The sequence below is a fragment of the Sphingobium rhizovicinum genome, assembly GCF_042647625.1.
In the GTDB taxonomy this organism is placed as follows: domain Bacteria; phylum Pseudomonadota; class Alphaproteobacteria; order Sphingomonadales; family Sphingomonadaceae; genus Sphingobium; species Sphingobium rhizovicinum.
This window is the reverse complement of sequence record NZ_JBHRVU010000005.1, coordinates 1,322,842-1,339,181: the sequence shown is the minus strand read 5'-3', so window position 1 is coordinate 1,339,181 and position 16,340 is coordinate 1,322,842. Positions and strand designations below refer to the sequence as shown.

General features: G+C 64.2%; 11 protein-coding genes and 2 pseudogenes. 6 read left to right on the top strand and 7 right to left on the bottom strand.

What is annotated here, in order from left to right:
* Positions 1-209 precede the first annotated feature (209 nt).
* A pseudogene (locus ACFOKF_RS24955) lies at positions 210-1,412 on the bottom strand (IS256 family transposase).
* A gap of 686 nt (positions 1,413-2,098) precedes the next feature.
* Here ACFOKF_RS24955 and ACFOKF_RS24950 point away from each other — a divergent pair.
* Together ACFOKF_RS24950 and ACFOKF_RS24945 are read left to right on the top strand one after the other, a co-directional pair.
* Positions 2,099-2,986, top strand: coding sequence for a recombinase family protein (locus ACFOKF_RS24950; RefSeq protein ID WP_380799253.1), 888 nt, complete (start codon positions 2,099-2,101; stop codon positions 2,984-2,986).
* Positions 2,987-3,162: 176 nt separating this feature from the next.
* The gene (locus tag ACFOKF_RS24945) at positions 3,163-3,663 is read left to right on the top strand and encodes a tyrosine-type recombinase/integrase (RefSeq protein WP_380799356.1); all 501 of its coding nucleotides are present in this window, start codon (positions 3,163-3,165) and stop codon (positions 3,661-3,663) included.
* A 303-nt stretch (positions 3,664-3,966) separates the two neighbouring features.
* Here ACFOKF_RS24945 and ACFOKF_RS24940 read toward each other — a convergent pair whose 3' ends face one another.
* The 3 genes and pseudogenes from ACFOKF_RS24940 to cysD form a co-directional block, all read right to left on the bottom strand.
* Positions 3,967-4,743: a 3'(2'),5'-bisphosphate nucleotidase CysQ gene (locus tag ACFOKF_RS24940; RefSeq protein WP_375285132.1), complete on the bottom strand. Its 777-nt coding sequence runs from the start codon at positions 4,741-4,743 to the stop codon at positions 3,967-3,969.
* A 23-nt stretch (positions 4,744-4,766) separates the two neighbouring features.
* Positions 4,767-6,685 (bottom strand): annotated as a pseudogene (gene cysN, locus ACFOKF_RS24935) (sulfate adenylyltransferase subunit CysN).
* Positions 6,685-7,602 (bottom strand): sulfate adenylyltransferase subunit CysD, encoded by a 918-nt coding sequence (cysD, locus tag ACFOKF_RS24930; RefSeq protein ID WP_380799251.1) that lies wholly within the window; start codon positions 7,600-7,602, stop codon positions 6,685-6,687. The pseudogene cysN and the gene cysD overlap by 1 nt, the downstream one beginning before the upstream one ends.
* 183 nt (positions 7,603-7,785) lie before the next feature.
* On the opposite strand from cysD, the gene ACFOKF_RS24925 reads away from it, so the two are divergent.
* The 4 genes from ACFOKF_RS24925 (at position 7,786) to ACFOKF_RS24910 (ending at position 11,999) form a co-directional block, all read left to right on the top strand.
* The gene (locus ACFOKF_RS24925; protein ID WP_380799250.1) at positions 7,786-8,697 is read left to right on the top strand and encodes an AraC family transcriptional regulator; all 912 of its coding nucleotides are present in this window, start codon (positions 7,786-7,788) and stop codon (positions 8,695-8,697) included.
* Between the two features lie 136 nt (positions 8,698-8,833).
* Complete coding sequence (locus ACFOKF_RS24920) at positions 8,834-9,979, top strand: sulfotransferase family protein (RefSeq protein WP_257211551.1); 1,146 nt, start codon at positions 8,834-8,836, stop codon at positions 9,977-9,979.
* Positions 9,966-11,144: a hypothetical protein gene (locus ACFOKF_RS24915; protein ID WP_380799248.1), complete on the top strand. Its 1,179-nt coding sequence runs from the start codon at positions 9,966-9,968 to the stop codon at positions 11,142-11,144. Before ACFOKF_RS24920 ends, ACFOKF_RS24915 begins: the two co-directional genes overlap by 14 nt.
* Positions 11,145-11,249: 105 nt before the next feature.
* Entirely contained in the window at positions 11,250-11,999 is a 750-nt protein-coding gene (locus ACFOKF_RS24910; RefSeq protein ID WP_380799246.1) for an SDR family NAD(P)-dependent oxidoreductase, read from the top strand.
* An 8-nt stretch (positions 12,000-12,007) separates the two neighbouring features.
* Here the strand turns inward: ACFOKF_RS24910 and ACFOKF_RS24905 are convergent, their stop codons facing one another.
* The 3 genes from ACFOKF_RS24905 to ACFOKF_RS24895 all read right to left on the bottom strand — a co-directional run bounded on the left by ACFOKF_RS24905 (position 12,008) and on the right by ACFOKF_RS24895 (position 16,121).
* Entirely contained in the window at positions 12,008-13,498 is a 1,491-nt protein-coding gene (locus tag ACFOKF_RS24905) for an aldehyde dehydrogenase family protein (protein WP_099232263.1), read from the bottom strand.
* Positions 13,495-15,117, bottom strand: a complete 1,623-nt coding sequence (locus tag ACFOKF_RS24900) for a GMC family oxidoreductase (protein ID WP_099232271.1) — start codon at positions 15,115-15,117, stop codon at positions 13,495-13,497. Before ACFOKF_RS24900 ends, ACFOKF_RS24905 begins: the two co-directional genes overlap by 4 nt.
* A 92-nt stretch (positions 15,118-15,209) precedes the next feature.
* Positions 15,210-16,121 (bottom strand): SMP-30/gluconolactonase/LRE family protein, encoded by a 912-nt coding sequence (locus ACFOKF_RS24895; protein ID WP_380799245.1) that lies wholly within the window; start codon positions 16,119-16,121, stop codon positions 15,210-15,212.
* Positions 16,122-16,340 lie beyond the last annotated feature (219 nt).

Below are 16,340 nucleotides of genomic sequence, written 5' to 3'. Positions count from 1 at the left end.
TGTCTTTGCAAAGCGCTGTTCTACTCCCGAATCTTCACCTTGAAACGATCAGGAACGGGTGTTGGTCAAGAGCAGGAAATTTCATTGAGCGGATCTGACAATTAGTCCACTCGAATTGAGTGGCGTCGATTCGAGTGCTTCGGATCGTGTCCCACCGCATGGTGTAGCTTTTCCTGGCCACCGCACATTTCGGCATCGGGATGAGCCGGTCATGCGCCGGGTACAGCCGAGAGCATGACGATGGAATTGTCGCTGACGGGGGCCATGGTTTCAAGCGTCACGTAGCGGGCGCGCTGGACAGCCCATTCGTCACTCTGTTCCATGGGGATGGCACCGATCAGGCGCGTTATCGCGGCCTCGTTGGGGAAGATGCCGACGACCTCGGTGCGGCGCTTGATCTCGCCGTTCAGCCGCTCGATGGGATTCGTACTGTGCAGCTTGACCCGGTGTTCCTTCGGGAACGTCATGTAGGCCAGCACATCGGGCCCTGCTTCATCCATCAAGACTGCCAGCTTGGGTAGTTTAGGCCGCATCTGATCGGCCACGGAGCGCCACTGCTGGCTGGCAGCCTCGGCGGTTTCCTGCGCCAAGGCAGTGGCGATGAAGGCGGAGACGACGCGCCAGCCACGCTTGCCGGCATGGGTCAGCGCGTTGCGCATGAAGTGGACACGGCAGCGCTGCCAAGTGGCGCATAGTAGCTTGGACACCGCCGCCTTGATGCCTTCGTGGGCGTCGGAGATGACCAGCTTTACCCCGCGCAGGCCCCGGCGCGTCAGCTTGCGCAGGAAGGCCGTCCAGAAGGGTTCGGCCTCAGATGGGCCGATGTCCATGCCCAGCACTCGCGGCGGCCATCGCTGTTGACGCCCACCGCGATGATCACCGCAACCTAGACGATGCGGCCATTCTGACGGACTTTGGCATAGGTCGCGTCGATCCACAGGTAGGGCCAGTCGCCCTCGATCGGCCGCTCGAGAAAGGCCGTTACGCGCTCGTCGAGTTCCTCGCATAGACGGCTGACCTGGCTTTTCGAGATGCCCTCCATACCGAGCGCCTTGACCAGATCATCGACTGAACGGGTCGAAATGCCGTGAACATAGGCTTCCTGAATAACCGCCGTCAGCGCCCGCTCGGCCATCCGGCGCGGTTCGAGAAAGCCCGGGAAGTAGCTGCCCTTGCGCAACCTGGGGATGCGCAGCTCGACCGTGCCAGCGCGGGCTTGCCAATCGCGGTCGCGGTAGCCGTTGCGCTGGAAGAGCCGGGCGGCCGACTTCTCGCCATGTCCGGCGCCCGTCAGGCCGCCAACTTCCATCTCCATCAGCCGCTCCGCGGAAAACGAGATCATCTCGCGCAAAATATCCCGCATCAGGGGTCTTCTCGACCAGCGTGCGCAGGTCCATCATGGAATCGGTCATCGTGGTTCCTTCCAGGTTCGAGCTTCGCAACCCAAACCTAGCCGAAACTCACGGTGACCACCCGCGCTGCTGGCCGGCCGCTAACGCGCCATATGGAAAGCGCGCGTCCGTCCAGCAGCGCTACCGTCGGAACCTACACCACGCCTTGGGACGCGATCGTGCTTCGATTGAGAAACTGGATCCGCGTTCCTTTCAACCGTTGACCGAAGCAAGCTAATGGACCGTAATGAATATGCTGATCACGTAAGTTACACTTCGTTCGAACGTGGGAGTGCAACCCATGTGGCGGCTTGATCTCAATAAAACCCCTATAAAACAACATCTTGATCTAAAGATGGAATCGTGGACAAGGACCATTATCATTGATCCAAAATCTGATACCGCTTATGAGGCGGTTGATGTCGTTTGGACAATAAGACCGGACTCCGCGCTTTCCGCCGATTTTGGGCGATGCTTTTTTCCCTATAATACCGGATTCTTGACAATAACGCCGGACTGGGGGGGTCCGGGCTGTCTCGTCGCAGCCGAAAGAGGCTGACCTCCATGTTCTGCAATGCGCGGTTGCGCCGCCATTTTGGTGTGCGTTCGACGACGTGAAATTTCTATTGGACGGGGGCAACCGATCGGTTGCCCCCGTTAGCCTATTTGTGACAAAATGGGTCCAGGTTCAAAAATGCAGGGTGAAAATGGCGATCATCGGCTATGCGCGAGTCTCAACGGACGAGCAGGATACGGCGGCGCAGCTCGATGCGCTGCGCGCGGCGGGCTGTGCTACCATTTTTGAAGATAAGGCCAGCGGCGCGAGCCGGGAGCGGCCACAGCTCGCGCGGGCGATCACACGGGCAGGGGAGGGTGATACGCTGCTGGTGGTCCGGATCGATCGCCTCGCGCGCTCGCTGTCGCATCTGTTGGAGGTCGTGGAGGCGCTGCGTAAAAAAGGGGCCTATTTTCGCTCGATCAACGACCCGATCGACACCGCTAGCGCGCAAGGGATGCTGATGACCCAGATGCTCGGCGCTTTCGCTGAGTTCGAACGGGCTTTAATACGCGAGCGCACGCGGGCTGGACTCGAAGCGGCCGTTGCGCGCGGCGCCAAGCCGGGAAATCCCAGGATGCGCGCTCGCGATGCCCGCGCGATTGCGGATATCCGCTATGGTCATCGGGAGCGCTATCTCAATGATTTGCTCGATGGGCGGCATCGATGGTTGCCGACGGTCGAGCGTTTGCGCCCACATCTGCCGTGGAAGCTGGTGGTGCGGCAGTTGCAGGCGCTGCCGCCGCCAGTGCGGTCCTTCTCCGAACGGACGCTGGTGAAGGCGTGCCGGACCTTGGTGAAGGCCGGCCATGCGGACGCGGTCATCCTCGACAAGGCGGGGCGGTTGCCGCCGGACACGCGGGTGGCAAGGCTGATTGCTGATCGGGTTCGCACGCATCCCGATGTGACGTTGCGGGAACTCGCGACATGGCTTTCGCGCGATCTACGGGAACCCACGGCCCGCGGTGGTTTGTCATGGGCACCCGAAGGCGTGCGTCGCGAGAAGGAGCGGGCGCGCGCTCTTGGACTTCTCGAATGACGTGGCGACCTTCTCAAACTGGCAGGACCGATCAATGACGCAAGCTGACGCCCAGACGGTCCGCAATCCCGTCACGACCTTCACCGCCGGCGGCGTGATCGGCACGCTGGGCGGGCTGATAGGTCTAGGGGGCGCGGAGTTCCGCTTTCGGGCGAAATCCCGACAAGGGGTTCACCCTGTCGGTCCTGCTCGAAGCCTGCGGCGGCGATGCCCAAGGGCTGCGCGATGCGGCGCTGCTGTCGCTGGGCTATGACGCGGGCCTGCGCGTGTCGGAGCTGGCGGCGGTGGCGATCGAGCATATCGATTCCCAGGAGGACGGGTCGGGGATTCTCGAATTGCCGCACTCAAAAACTGACCAAGAAGGGGAGGCGGCGTTCGTGTGGCTCTCGCCCGAGACGATGCGGCGCGTGACCTTGTGGCGGGACGCCGCCGAGATCCGGGCCGGGATCTTGTTCCGCCGGGTGGCGGTGACCCGGACCAAGGCCCGCGAGGCGCGCCGCGCGTTCGCCATCCGCGATCTCGCCTACAATGCCCAGATCGATCGCGACCGAATGCCTTCCCGGCCCGCGCAAGCCGCCAGCGTGACCTACACGATCGGGGAGGGCGCGCGCGGCGATCCGCCTGGTCATCAAGCGGACCGCGCTCGCGGCAGCCGATTAGGGGCTGGTCGTCCCTAGCCGAGGCGGTTGCGCTGCTCAGCACCCATTCCCTGCGGGTGGGGCTGACTCAAGATTTGTTTGCCAGCGGCGAGGATGCAGGGCCGATCGCGTAGGCGCTGCGATGGACCGCGACCGCGACCGCGCTTCGCTACGGTCGCAAGCTCGCGCCGTCCTCCAACGCAGCGGCGCGCATGCTGAAAGGAATCAGAAAATGACGGAGTGGCCGCGTAAGGCTACAGGGGCCAGGTCTTTTCAGGGTAGATCGATCATCCAGGTGCGGGTATTGGGTGTGTCTGCCGCCCGCATTCGGAACGGTTAAAACTAGGGAGTACGGGGTGCTGGAATCCTACCTCCTGCTTCCTTCCCCCCTTCGGCGACCAGTTCCAGGATACGCCCGGCCATGTCCTTTCGGCAGATGAGGAGGTCAGGGAGGTAGACGTCGCGTTGGTTATAGAGGAGCGGTGCTCCGTCGATGCGGGAGCAGTGGAGGCCGTGGGCTGCGGCGACGGCGACGGGGGCCATGGAGTCCCATTCATATTGGCCGCCGGAGTGGAGATAGATGTCGGCTTGGCCCAGGATGACGGCCATGGCCTTGGCCCCTGCGCTGCCCATGGGGACCAGTTCGGCGCCCAGTTTCTCCGCGACCGCGACCGCTTCCTTCGCGGGGCGGGTGCGGCTGACCACCATGCGCAGCGTTTCGGGCGCGGGCGGCACCGCGCGCGGCTGGTCGGAGCGCAGCACCGTGCCGCCGTAATGATCGGGCAGCGCCACCGCGCCGATGGCGGGCTGGCCGTCGATGGCCAGACCCACATGCACCGCCCAGTCGGCCCGCGCCTCGCCATATTCGCGCGTGCCGTCGACCGGGTCGACGATCCACACCCGGCTTTTGGCGAGCCGCGCTTCATTGTCCTTCTCCTCTTCGGAGAGCAGCCCGTCGTCGGGCCGCACTTCGCGCAGCGCGTGGCAGAGGAACTGGTTGGCGGTCTGGTCCCCGGCCTTGCCCAGCGCCCTGGCGCTGAACAGGCCGGACCCGCGCACCTCTTGCAGGATGCGCCCGGCGACCTGCGCCAGATGGGCGGCCAGATCGGCGTCGGTCATCGCCGACAGGTCGATCTGCGCGCTCATGGGATCAGCCTCGCGACGATGGCGTCGGCCGCCTCTTCCGCCGTCAGCTTCGTGGTGTCGACGCGGATTTCGGGGTCTTCGGGCGCTTCATAGGGGCTGTCGATGCCGGTGAAGTTCTTCAACTCCCCCGATCGTGCCTTCTTGTAGAGGCCCTTGAGGTCGCGCGCCTCGGCATCGGCCAGCGGCGTGTCGATATGCACCTCGACAAATTCGCCCGGCTGCATCATCTGCCGCACCATGTCGCGCTCGGCGCGGAAGGGCGAGATGAAGGCGGTGATCACGATCAGCCCCGCATCGGTCATCAGCTTGGCCACTTCGCCCACGCGGCGGATATTCTCCACCCGGTCGGCATCGGTGAAGCCCAGATCCTTGTTCAGCCCATGGCGGACATTGTCGCCGTCGAGCAGGAAGGTGTGGCGGTTCATTCTGGCGAGCTTCTTCTCCACCAGATTGGCGATGGTCGACTTGCCCGCCCCCGACAGGCCGGTGAACCACAGCACGGCCGGCTTCTGGTTCTTGAGGCCCGCATGGAAGTCGCGGCTGACGTCGGTCGCCTGCCAATGGACATTCTGCGCCCGCCGCAGCGAGAAGTGCAGCATCCCCGCCGCCACCGTGGCGTTGCTGATCTTGTCTACAAGCACGAAGCCGCCCAGCGTGCGGTTCGCCGCATAGGGTTCGAACACGATCTGCCTGTCGGTCGACAGGTTGGCGACGCCGATCGCGTTCAGTTCCAGCGTCTTGGCCGCCAGATGTGACCCCACCCCCCGGCATCGTTGACGTTAACCTGATATTTGGGCTGCTGGATCGTGGCGGTGACGGTCTGCGTGCCGATCTTGAGCCAATAGGGCCGGCCGGGCAGCATCGCCTCATCCGCCATCCAGACGATGCTGGCTTCGAACTGGTCCGCGGCCTGCGGCGGATTGTCCGCCAGCGCGATCACGTCGCCGCGCGAGCAGTCGACCTCATCGGCGAAGCAGAGCGTCACCGACTGACCCGCCACCGCGACGTCCAGATCGCCATCCAGCGTGACGATCCGGCTGATCGTGCTGGTCTTGCCCGAAGGCAGCACGCGGACCGCGTCGCCCGGCCGGACCGCACCAGTGGCGATCAGGCCGGAAAAGCCGCGAAAGTCCAGGTTCGGGCGGTTCACCCATTGCACCGGCATACGGAAGGGCTTGCCCGCGTCGGTGGCGCTGTTGACCTCGACGCTCTCCAGATGCGCGATCAGCGCCGGTCCCTTATACCAGGGCATATTGTCCGACGGGCCGGTAATATTGTCGCCCTTGAACCCCGAAATCGGGATCGGCGTGAAGGTCGCGATGCCGATCGAGCGGGCGAACTCGCTATAATCCTTGAGGATGCCGTCATAGACCGCCTGGTCATAATCGACCAGATCCATCTTGTTGATGGCCAGCACGATATTCTGGATGCCGATCAGATGCGCCAGATAGCTGTGCCGCCGGGTCTGGGTCAGCACCCCCTTGCGCGCGTCGATCAGGATGACGGCAAGGTCGGCGGTCGAGGCGCCGGTCACCATGTTGCGGGTATATTGTTCGTGGCCGGGGGTGTCGGCGACGATGAACTTGCGCTTTTCGGTGGCGAAGAAGCGATAGGCGACGTCGATGGTGATGCCCTGTTCACGCTCGGCGGCGAGACCGTCGACCAGCAGGGCGAAGTCGATCTCGCCTCCTTGCGTGCCGACCTTCTTGCTGTCGGCTTCCAGCGCGGCCAGCTGATCCTCGAAGATCATCTTGCTGTCATAGAGCAGCCGGCCGATCAGCGTCGACTTGCCGTCGTCCACCGACCCGCAGGTGATGAAGCGCAGCATCGTCTTATGCTCATGCACTTTGAGATATTGGTCGATGTCCTGCGCGATCAGCGCGTCGGTCTTGTAAATGACATCCTGGTCCGACATCAGAAGTAACCCTCCTGCTTCTTCTTCTCCATCCCCGCGCCGCCGGCATCCTTGTCGATCGCGCGGCCCTGCCGCTCGCTCGTGGTGGTCAGCAGCGTCTCCTGGATTACGTCCGGCAATGTCTTCGCCTCGCTCTCGACCGCGCCGGTCAGCGGATAGCAGCCCAAGGTGCGGAAGCGGATCGAGCGCATCACCGGCTCCTCGCCCGGCTGCAACGGAAAGCGTTCGTCATCGACCATCAGCAACATGCCGTCGCGCTCCACGGTCGGGCGCTGGTCGGCGAAATAGAGCGGCACGATCGGCACGTCGTTCAAATGGATATATTGCCAGATGTCCAGCTCGGTCCAGTTGCTGATCGGGAACACCCGGATGCTCTCGCCCTTATTCTTGCGGGCGTTGTAGAGGTTCCACAGTTCGGGCCGCTGGTTCTTGGGGTCCCAGCCGTGCGACGCGGTGCGGAAGGAGAAGATGCGCTCCTTGGCCCGGCTCTTCTCCTCGTCCCGCCGCGCGCCGCCGAACGCCGCGTCGAAGCCATAGAGATTGAGCGCCTGCTTCAGGCCCTCCGTCTTCCACATGTCGGTGTGCAGCGCGCCATGATCGAACGGGTTGATCCCCCGCTCGGCCGCTTCGGGGTTCTGATAGACCAGCAACTCCATGCCGCTCTCCCGCGCCATCCGGTCGCGCAACTCGTACATCGCCTGAAACTTCCAGGTCGTGTCGACATGCAGCAGCGGAAAAGGCGGCGGCGAAGGATAAAAAGCCTTGCGCGCCAGATGCAGCATCACCGCCGAATCCTTGCCCACAGAGTAAAGCATCACAGGCTTCTCAGCCTCCGCCACAACCTCCCGCAATATGTGTATGCTCTCCGACTCCAAACGCTCGAGATGCGTGAGCGCCACTTGCGGCGACTTGGTCATGACGTTCCTGCCGATAGCAATTGATAGTGTCTGCTCGGTAGCAATATAAGCGCGGCAATTCATTTGCTGGATCAGCATGGAAAACGCCAAATGAATAGCGATCCCGTCATGCAGGTCGTGCGTTGATCGTCGGCCTTCCCAGAATGGATGGGTTGCGTATGATCGAGATCATCAAGGACGGGGATGCAGGAGAAAGTCGATATGCCGACGGAATCTTTCGAGGCTTCCGGTCCTGCGGATCGCGCAAGCCTGGATTTCCTATTTCCGCAGGAGTTCGAGACGTCGCTCGATGCCGCCGTCGCGGCGATGGGCGCGCGCTTTGAAGTGCGCCGTTTTTTCTGGCGGGAGCGTAGGGAGATCGCTTTCACGCCGCCGTGCAGCTATTTCGAGGTGACACGCTTTCCCTCCATGGGCCGTTACCTCGCTTCCGCAGCCGACTTTTGTGCCCAGGGAGAAGTGCGCTTCTATCCCTGGGCGCGGCCGTTCCAGATGCATTGGGAGGAGCGCGAACAGAGATCGCTTTTTTGTCGAATAGATGTTTGCGCGCTTACCGGATTGTCGATGGAACTGTCCGACCGACAACTGCGCGATACCATCGATATGCGCAATCCCCATGTCAGGGCGCTCTTGCTGCGGGCACAGCAGGAAATGATGGCGCCAGGGCTATGTTCGCAGCTCATCCTGGATTCGATCAGCATGGGATTGGCCGCCGAAATAGTGCAGCAATTCGGCCCGGAAACGCGATCGGACTTCTCCAGGGGTCCAGCGTTGGACCAGCGCTATCTGGCCAGCGTTGTCGCCCATATCCGAGAGCAGCCCGGCAAGGTCGAGATAGCGCAGCTAGCGATGGAAAGAGGGGTCAGCGTCCGGCACTATGAACGCCTGTTCCGCGCCGCGGCGGGCGAAAGTCCCGCGGCCTTTTGCCGTCGTCATATGCTGGCCCTGGCGAAGGACCTGCTGATGAACCGGTCGCTTCTGGTCAAGGAGATCGCCTATCGTTGCGGGTTCGCCAATACGGCAAGTTTTAGCGTGGCCTTTCGCCAGATGGAAGGCTGCTCGCCGCAGCAGTTCCGTGACCGGCTTTTGATTCACTGAGCGCCGATCGATGTGACCGCAATTTCCGACATCTGTTTTCGATAGGCGACATCCGCGCCACCCGCGCTTTGCATCTGTGTACGAACCGCTCATCCTGGCGAAAATGGTCGTAAGACCGGTTTGAGAGAGGATGGCAATGACATTTGGATTTCCGGACGCGGACGCGCTCCTAGCGCAATATCCGCTGCCCGATTATCTGCGCGACAATGTGCGGCCCGGGCTGAAGCAACTGCTCGCTTCGATGGCGGAAGACCGGGCGCTCAACGCGAATGGGCATGCCCGGGCGCTGCACATCATCGCCGACGACCTGTCCCGGCTGAAGGCGATCGCCGACGACCGGGCGCGCTATCCCGAAATCGCCGACGTCGAAATCCGGCAGCCGCTCTTCATCCTCGGCCTGCCCCGGTGCGGTACCAGTTTCCTGCACGCGCTGATGGAGGGTGACCCGCAGGTGCGCACGCCGCTGATGTGGGAAGTGGCCGAGCCATCGCCGCCGCCCGAAGCGGCTACCGCCGATACGGACCCGCGCATCGCCCGTTTCGACGAACATCTGCGCGCGCAACTGGGCGGGTGTGCCGACGAACTGCTCAAGGCCCATCCGCTGGGCGCCAGGATACCGCAGGAATGCGGGTCGTTCATGACGACCTCGTTTCAGAGCAGCAATCCCTGCATGTTCCAGCATCTTCCCCGCTTCTACGACTGGTTCAAGGGCATCGACGCGACCTTCCGCTACGATGTCCACAAGATGTGGCTTCAGCATCTGGGCTGGCGCCATCCCGGCCGGCATTGGGTGCTCAAGATACAGGAGCATATGTACAAGCTCCCGGCGCTGCGCAGCGTCTATCCCGATGCGCTCTTCATCCAGCCGCATCGCGACCCGACCACCGTCATCGCGTCCATCTCGCAACTGATCAGTGTCATCCGGGGGCCGTCCTACGACCGGCTCGACCTGCACGCACTGGGCGCCGAATTCCTGCAACTCTGGTGGGACGGGGTGAAATGCTGCATGGACTATCGCAAGGCGCATCCGGACCTGCCGATCTACGACATGCGCTACAAGGATCTGGTCGCGGACCCGGTCTCGACCATCCGGGCCGCCTATGATCATTTCGGCTGGGATTTCACGCCGGACTCGGAGGCCGGCATAGTGGGCTGGCTGCGGGAGAATCCGGCGGGCAAGCATGGGCCGCGCAGCTATACGCTGGCCGATTATGGCCTGACCGCCGACCAGGTGCGCGACCGGTTCGCGGAATATATCGAGACCTACCATGCCTATCTTTGAACCGTCGCAATGGCGCGCCTGGCTGGAGCGGATCGCCGGGGCGGAAGGCGTGCTGGACAGGCTGGCCGATCCTGGCGATCCGCAGGCCCGGGCGGAGGCGCATCGGCTGTTGTTCGCCATCCTGGCCACCGGCTATCAGACGGCCTTCTCCGATCCCGACCATCCCGATTTCGCGCCGTCGGTCAGCAGCATCCTCAACACGGTCGGGGTCAATCCCGACTTCATCTATGGCGCGGCGCGGATCGACGGCGGCGGCGTCTACAGGCTGTCCGGCACGCGCGGGGACGGGGTGTTCGTGTTCCTCGATCTGGTCGCGGGCGGCCTGGGACCGATGGAAGATCTGGGGCCTTCGGTGGGCATGATCGATCTGGATGCCTGCACATTGGGCCCGGACGGCAGCTTCGACATTCTGTTGGGCGGGGAGCGGCCGGAGGGTCATGCGGGCGACTGGTTCCCGCTCGACCCGCGCGTCGTCACCATCGGCCTGCGCCATGCCTATTATGACTGGGGCGCGGGGCGCGATCTGCGCATCGCGATCGAACGGGTCGACCGGCGCGTGGGCGGCGGCCCGGTGCCAGCAGCCGAGATCACCCACCGGCTCGACCGCCTGTCGGCCTTCGTCGAACGCTATGCGACATTTGCCCTGGGCTATGGCCAGCGGCAGCGGGCGCAGGGTTTCGTCAACAGGCTGGAATATGACGACTGGGCCGGTCGCGGCGGCGTGGCCGGGCAGCATTATTATCAGGGCATCTTCCGGCTGGAACCCGGCGAGGCGATGATCATCGATACGGCGGTGCCCGACCCGGTGCGCTACTGGAACGTGCAGCTCAACGATCCGCTTTGGAACACGATCGACTGGATCAACCATCAGAGCAGCCTCAACGCCGTGCAGGCGCGACTGGACAGTGACGGCCGCTTCCGCGCCGTCATCGCCCTGGACGATCCGGGCGTGCCCAACTGGCTCGATCCCGCCGGCCGCCGGGAAGGATCGTTGATGCTGCGCTGGACCGGCGCGAGTTCCGGGCCGGAACCGACGCTCAGGATCGTGCCGGCCTCAGAGCTTCGGTCGCATCTTCCCGACGACACGCCACTGGTCACGCCGGACGAGCGGGACGAGGTGATCCGTCACCGCCGGCGGGGCGCGCAATGGCGACGGCGCTGGTGACGGGATCGACCCCGTCGGGCGAAAGGATGGTCGCTACGCCCGTCCCGCTATGACGAACACAGGGCCCGGCATTTTCCCGGCCGCGTTTTGGGAGGGGGGGAGCGCATGGACTTTGCGGGCAAGGTCGTACTGGTCACCGGCGCCGGATCGGGGCTGGGCCGGGCTGCGAGCCTAGCGTTCGCGCGGGAAGGCGCGGCGCTGTGCCTGGTTGGGCGCAGGCGGGCGAAGCTGGAAGAGACCGGGCGTCTGATCCGCGATGCGGGCGGCCGATGTGTCGAACTGGCTTGCGACCTGGGCGAACCGCGCGGCTGCGTTAACGTGATCGAAGGCGCGATGACGGCCTTCGGCAGGCTGGACGTGCTGTGCAATATCGCCGCCGACGTCATGTTCCACCGCCTGTCCGACATTCGGGAGGAGGAATGGCACCGGACCATCGCCTCCAACCTGTCCGGACCCTTTTTCCTCATGCAGGCGGCCATGCCGCACCTTATCGAGAGCAGGGGCAATATCGTCTGCGTCGCATCGACCGCCGGTTTCATGGGACAGGCCTATCTGGCGCCCTATGCCGCCTCCAAATTCGGACTGGTCGGTCTGACTCTGTCGCTCGCGATGGAGATGATGGACAGTCCCGTGCGGATCAACATCCTCTCGCCCGGCCCGATGCGGACGGAAATGACGCAGGGCATGGCCTTCCCCGATTTCGCCGATCCCCGGCTGCTCGCGCGCTATACGGGCCTGCGCCCGCCATGCCCGCCCGAGGATGTGGCCGAACCGCTCCTGTTCCTCGCGTCCGATCGCGCGCGCCATGTGCATGGCGCCTGCTGGGCGGTCGATGGCGGCATCACCGCCGGCTAGCGGCTTCTCTATCGGCCGACGGGGTAGAAGACCGACTTCTGATTTTGATATTCGTGCAGCCAGTCGGGACCATATTCCCGTCCGACGCCGGACCGCTTGTAGCCGCCGATCGGCGCATAGGTCATGCGCCCCGTGCCGCCGTTGAGCATGACGCTGCCGGCGCGGATCTGCATCGCCATCTCATAGCCTTTGGCGGCGTCGGCGGTTTCGATGCCGCCGTTCAGGCCATAGCGGCTGTCGTTGGCGATGCGGATCGCCTCTTCGTCGGTATCGAAGCCGATGACGGTGCCGACCGGGCCGAACACCTCTTCCTGGGCGATCGTCATCCTGTTGTCGACATCGTCGAAGATGGTGATGTCGGTGAAGAAGCCCTTGTCGAGGCCCGCCGGACGCCCGCCACCATGCACGATCCGTGCGCCTTCGTCGCGGCCGATGGCGATCAGCCTTTCGACCTTTTCCCGCTGGGATTCGCGGATCAGCGGACCCATCGCCACGGTTGGATCGGCAGGATCGCCGATCCTGAACTGGCTGGCGATGGCGCAAGCGGTTTCGACGAAGGTCTTGCGGATGCTGTTATGGACGACGAGGCGCGTCAGCAGGGCGCAGCCCTGGCCCGCATTGACCGAAAGGACCGCGACCGCCATGCTGGCGGCGCGGGCGACGTCGGCGTCATGACGGACGATCAGCGCGGACTTGCCGCCCAGTTCCAGGTGCACGCGCTTCAACGTGGGCGCTGCCTGCGCCATGATCGCGGCGCCCACGCCTTCGGACCCGGTGAAGGTGACGAGGTCGACGCGCGGATCGCTGGTCAGGCTCGTGCCGACCTCCGGCCCGCCGGTGACGACATTCAGCACGCCCCTGGGCAGGCCGATTTCCTCGGCGATCTCGCCGAACAGCAGCGCGGAAAAAGGGGTGAAGGGCGACGGCTTCAAGACCAGCGTATTGCCGGCGAGCAGCGCGGGCACGATCTTCGCCAGATTGATGAGGAAGGGGAAATTATAGCCGGTGATGGCCGCGACGACGCCCACCGGTTCGCGCACCACGGTAGTCCCGCCGATCTTCTTGGGTCCGTCGGGGTTGAAGGGATCGGGGGTGATGTCGATCGGTAGGCGGACGCTGTCGTCGCGCGTCGAATGGTCGAGCGCGGCCAGCAGATGGTCGAGCGGATTGGCGACCTGCATACCGTGGGTGATGCCCTGCGAACAGCCGACTTCCGCGACGATCAGCGCCGCGATCTGCTGCCTGCGGGCATCCAGCGCGCCATGCATCCGGCGCAGGTAGGTTGCGCGTTCGGACATGGCCATGCGCGGCCAGATGCCCGTGTCGAACGCATCGCGCGCGGCGGCGATCGCGGCGTCCATTGTGGCGGCATTGCCGACGGGCGCGTGGCCGATCACCGCTTCGGTGGCGGGATTGATGATGGCGTCGCGTTCGCTGCCGCCATCGACCCAGACGCCATCGATGTAGAGCCTGTCGAGGGTGGTGAAGGGCACGGTCATATCACAGGTTCCTGATCGGGCCGCAGGATCATGTCCGCGGCGTTGAGCGCGATGGCCATGGCCGGCGCATTGGTGTTGCCCGACACGATCGTCGGCATGATGGACGTGTCGACGACCCGCAGGCCGGTGACGCCGCGCACGCGAAGCTGCGGGTCGACGACGGAGGCGTCATCCGCGCCCATGCGGCACGTCCCGCAAATGTGGAAGGATGTGCCGCCAAGGGTAATCGCGTTGGCCAGAATATCCTCGTCCGCCTCTATGCCGACGGTCTTGCCCGTTTCCTCGACGATCCAGTCCTTGAGCGCGGGCTGTTGCGCGAGGCGCCGGAGCCAGCGGAACAGGGCGACGAAATGGCGTCGGTCGGCATCGGCGGCCAGATGATTGGCGTCGATAACCGGCGGCACGTCCGGATCGGCCGAACTGATCCGGACATGGCCCTGGCTGTCGGGCCGCATATAATAGGCGATGACGGTCATGCCGGGATAAGGATCGAGCGCCACCGCCCCCTTGTCGTCCGTGCGGAAGGAATAGAGGCCCATGCCAACCTGCGCATCCGGCCGGTCGAGCGTGGCATCGGTCTTGACGAAACCGCCCACTTCATGCGCTGCATGGGTCAGTGGGCCTTTCGATCCGAAAGCATAGCGCAAAGCCGACATGATGAGGCCCAGGCCGGACAGTTTCTGGTTCAGGCTGTTCCCCCGGACTCGGTAGTTGAAGCCCAGATAGCGATGTTCGCGAAGGTTGGCGCCGACGCCGGGCGCATCGACAACGATCGGAATGCCGAGCGATTCGAGCAGGGCACGGGGACCGATGCCGGACAATTGCAGCAACTTGGGGCTCTGCACCGCGCCTGCGGACAGGATGATCTCCCGCCGGGCGGCGACCTCATGCTCGCCATCCTTGTTGCGCAGCAGGATGCCGCTCGCCCGTTGCCCATCGAACAGGATACGCAGAGCGTCGGTCTGCGGCAAAACATCCAGATTCGGTCGGCCTCGCACAGGCTTCAGAAAAGCGCGGGAGGCGGAGAAGCGTTTGCCGCGATAGGTGGATGTCGGCTGATAGCCCATGCCGCCCTCGGTCACGGCCGGCATGTCGTTCATGTCGTCCACCCGTTGCGTCCCGGCCTGACCGGCGGCAATCAGGAAGGCTTCGCACAGCGGGTCGCCCGCAGGATGGACGCTGATCTTGAGTGGGCCGCCGATGCCTCGCCACGCCTTGGCGCCCAGCGCATGATCTTCCAGCGCGACGAAGTGCCGACCCATGGTCTGCCAGCCCCAGCCGGTGCAGCCCGCCGCTTCCCAGCCGTCATAATCGGCCGGTGCGCCGCGCACATAGACCATGCCGTTGACCGAACTGGACCCGCCCACCGCGCGGCCCTTCAGCCATATTTCCTGCGGTGCGTTGCCGCCGGGCGAGACGGCATAGTCCCAGACATGGGGATTGCCCGGCGCCAGCAGCTTGCCGATGCCGCGGGGCATGGCGATCAGCGGGCTGCTGTCGTCCGGTCCCGCCTCCACCAGCAGAACCGTGACATTGGGGTCGGCCGACAGCCGATTGGCCAATACGCAGCCGGAAGAGCCTGCTCCCACGATGATATAGTCATAGCTATCAGCCGGCATGGTCGCTCTTTTCTGGGGCATGGCGCGATGGAACAGCAATGGCTGTCTGCTTGACCTGTCGGCGGGCAGGGTGGTGCTGTCGACGATGGGCGTCAGCCGAATGCCAGAGGCAGGCCGGGTACGTCCCAATCGATGCATATGACCTTCCCGGAACTGCCCAACGTGACGAAGGCCACCCGCCCGTCCTTGCCGCCAAAGCAGATGTTGGTCGTGAGGAAATCCCCGGTCTCGATCTGCAGAGGCGTTCCCCCCTCGGGCGGGAAGATCAATATAGCGCCTTGGCCGGGCGAGGCGCAGCATATGCGACCGGCGCTGTCTACGGCCAGGCTGTCGAGAAATTGACCGGGCCCGGCCCGCCCGACGATGCTGTGTCCGTCCGGGGTCGGAGACGCCGTCGTGTCGATCACGCCGGGCGCCGACAATCGATAGCGCAGCAGATGCGCTTCATAGGTGAGTGCGACGTATAGGGTGCGTCCATCGGGCGAGAGGCCGACGCCGTTCGCCCCATCCAACGGTCCGGCAGCGCGCCGAATCTCCGACCCGTCGGCCTTGGCATAATAGAGCCCGCCACGCATGCGCGCCGCGCCGCGATCCCTGCCGAAATCGGTGAACCAGAAGCCGCCCGCTTCATCGAACACGAGATCGTTCGGTCCCCAGAAAGGAGTCGCGTCGGTGGAGGCGTACAGAGTTTCAAAAGCACCGCTGGCGGGATCGACGACCTGGATCGCGCCGGGGGGCGTGTCGAGAGGGGCCTCGATCGGCATAAGGCCGCCGTCGGGCAGGATCAGCTTGTCGAAGCCGCCATTGTTGCAGACATAGATTCGCCCGTCAGGCCCGATCGCCGCTCCGTTCGGGCCGCCGCCCAGATTGGCTATGGTGGAGCGCACGCCGTCCGGTCCCAAGCGCGACAGTCGTCCGCCCAGTACCTCGACCAATATCAGGCCTCCATCGGGCTGCGCGATCGGCCCTTCGGGCATCAACAGTCCGCTTGCAAAATGGGTCATCTCTTCCTCTCCCATGGGCCGTCAGCCTTTCCCGACCGTACGTCATCCGGTGGATATCGGCATGAACCGCCATCGGACCCTCCTTTCGACAGGTAATTGAAGGCGCGGATTGGCGTCTTATCCGCCGCACACCCGATCCATCGGGGGAATGCGGAGGGGATGGCGACATAGTGCGCAGGCAGACCGGCATATTCAGCCGCCGCGAAAACGCGATCGACG

Bases quoted from the DNA above. Each gene is read 5' to 3' on its own strand.
- ACFOKF_RS24940 (WP_375285132.1), bottom strand. From the start codon at position 4,743: ATGACCGACGCCGATCTGGCCGCCCATCTGGCGCAGGTCGCCGGGCGC.
- ACFOKF_RS24950 (WP_380799253.1), top strand. From the start codon at position 2,099: ATGGCGATCATCGGCTATGCGCGAGTCTCAACGGACGAGCAGGATACG.
- ACFOKF_RS24920 (WP_257211551.1), top strand. From the start codon at position 8,834: ATGACATTTGGATTTCCGGACGCGGACGCGCTCCTAGCGCAATATCCG.
- ACFOKF_RS24895 (WP_380799245.1), bottom strand. From the start codon at position 16,121: ATGACCCATTTTGCAAGCGGACTGTTGATGCCCGAAGGGCCGATCGCG.
- ACFOKF_RS24905 (WP_099232263.1), bottom strand. From the start codon at position 13,498: ATGACCGTGCCCTTCACCACCCTCGACAGGCTCTACATCGATGGCGTC.
- cysD (WP_380799251.1), bottom strand. From the start codon at position 7,602: ATGACCAAGTCGCCGCAAGTGGCGCTCACGCATCTCGAGCGTTTGGAG.
- ACFOKF_RS24900 (WP_099232271.1), bottom strand. From the start codon at position 15,117: ATGCCGGCTGATAGCTATGACTATATCATCGTGGGAGCAGGCTCTTCC.
- ACFOKF_RS24925 (WP_380799250.1), top strand. From the start codon at position 7,786: ATGCAGGAGAAAGTCGATATGCCGACGGAATCTTTCGAGGCTTCCGGT.
- ACFOKF_RS24910 (WP_380799246.1), top strand. From the start codon at position 11,250: ATGGACTTTGCGGGCAAGGTCGTACTGGTCACCGGCGCCGGATCGGGG.
- ACFOKF_RS24915 (WP_380799248.1), top strand. From the start codon at position 9,966: ATGCCTATCTTTGAACCGTCGCAATGGCGCGCCTGGCTGGAGCGGATC.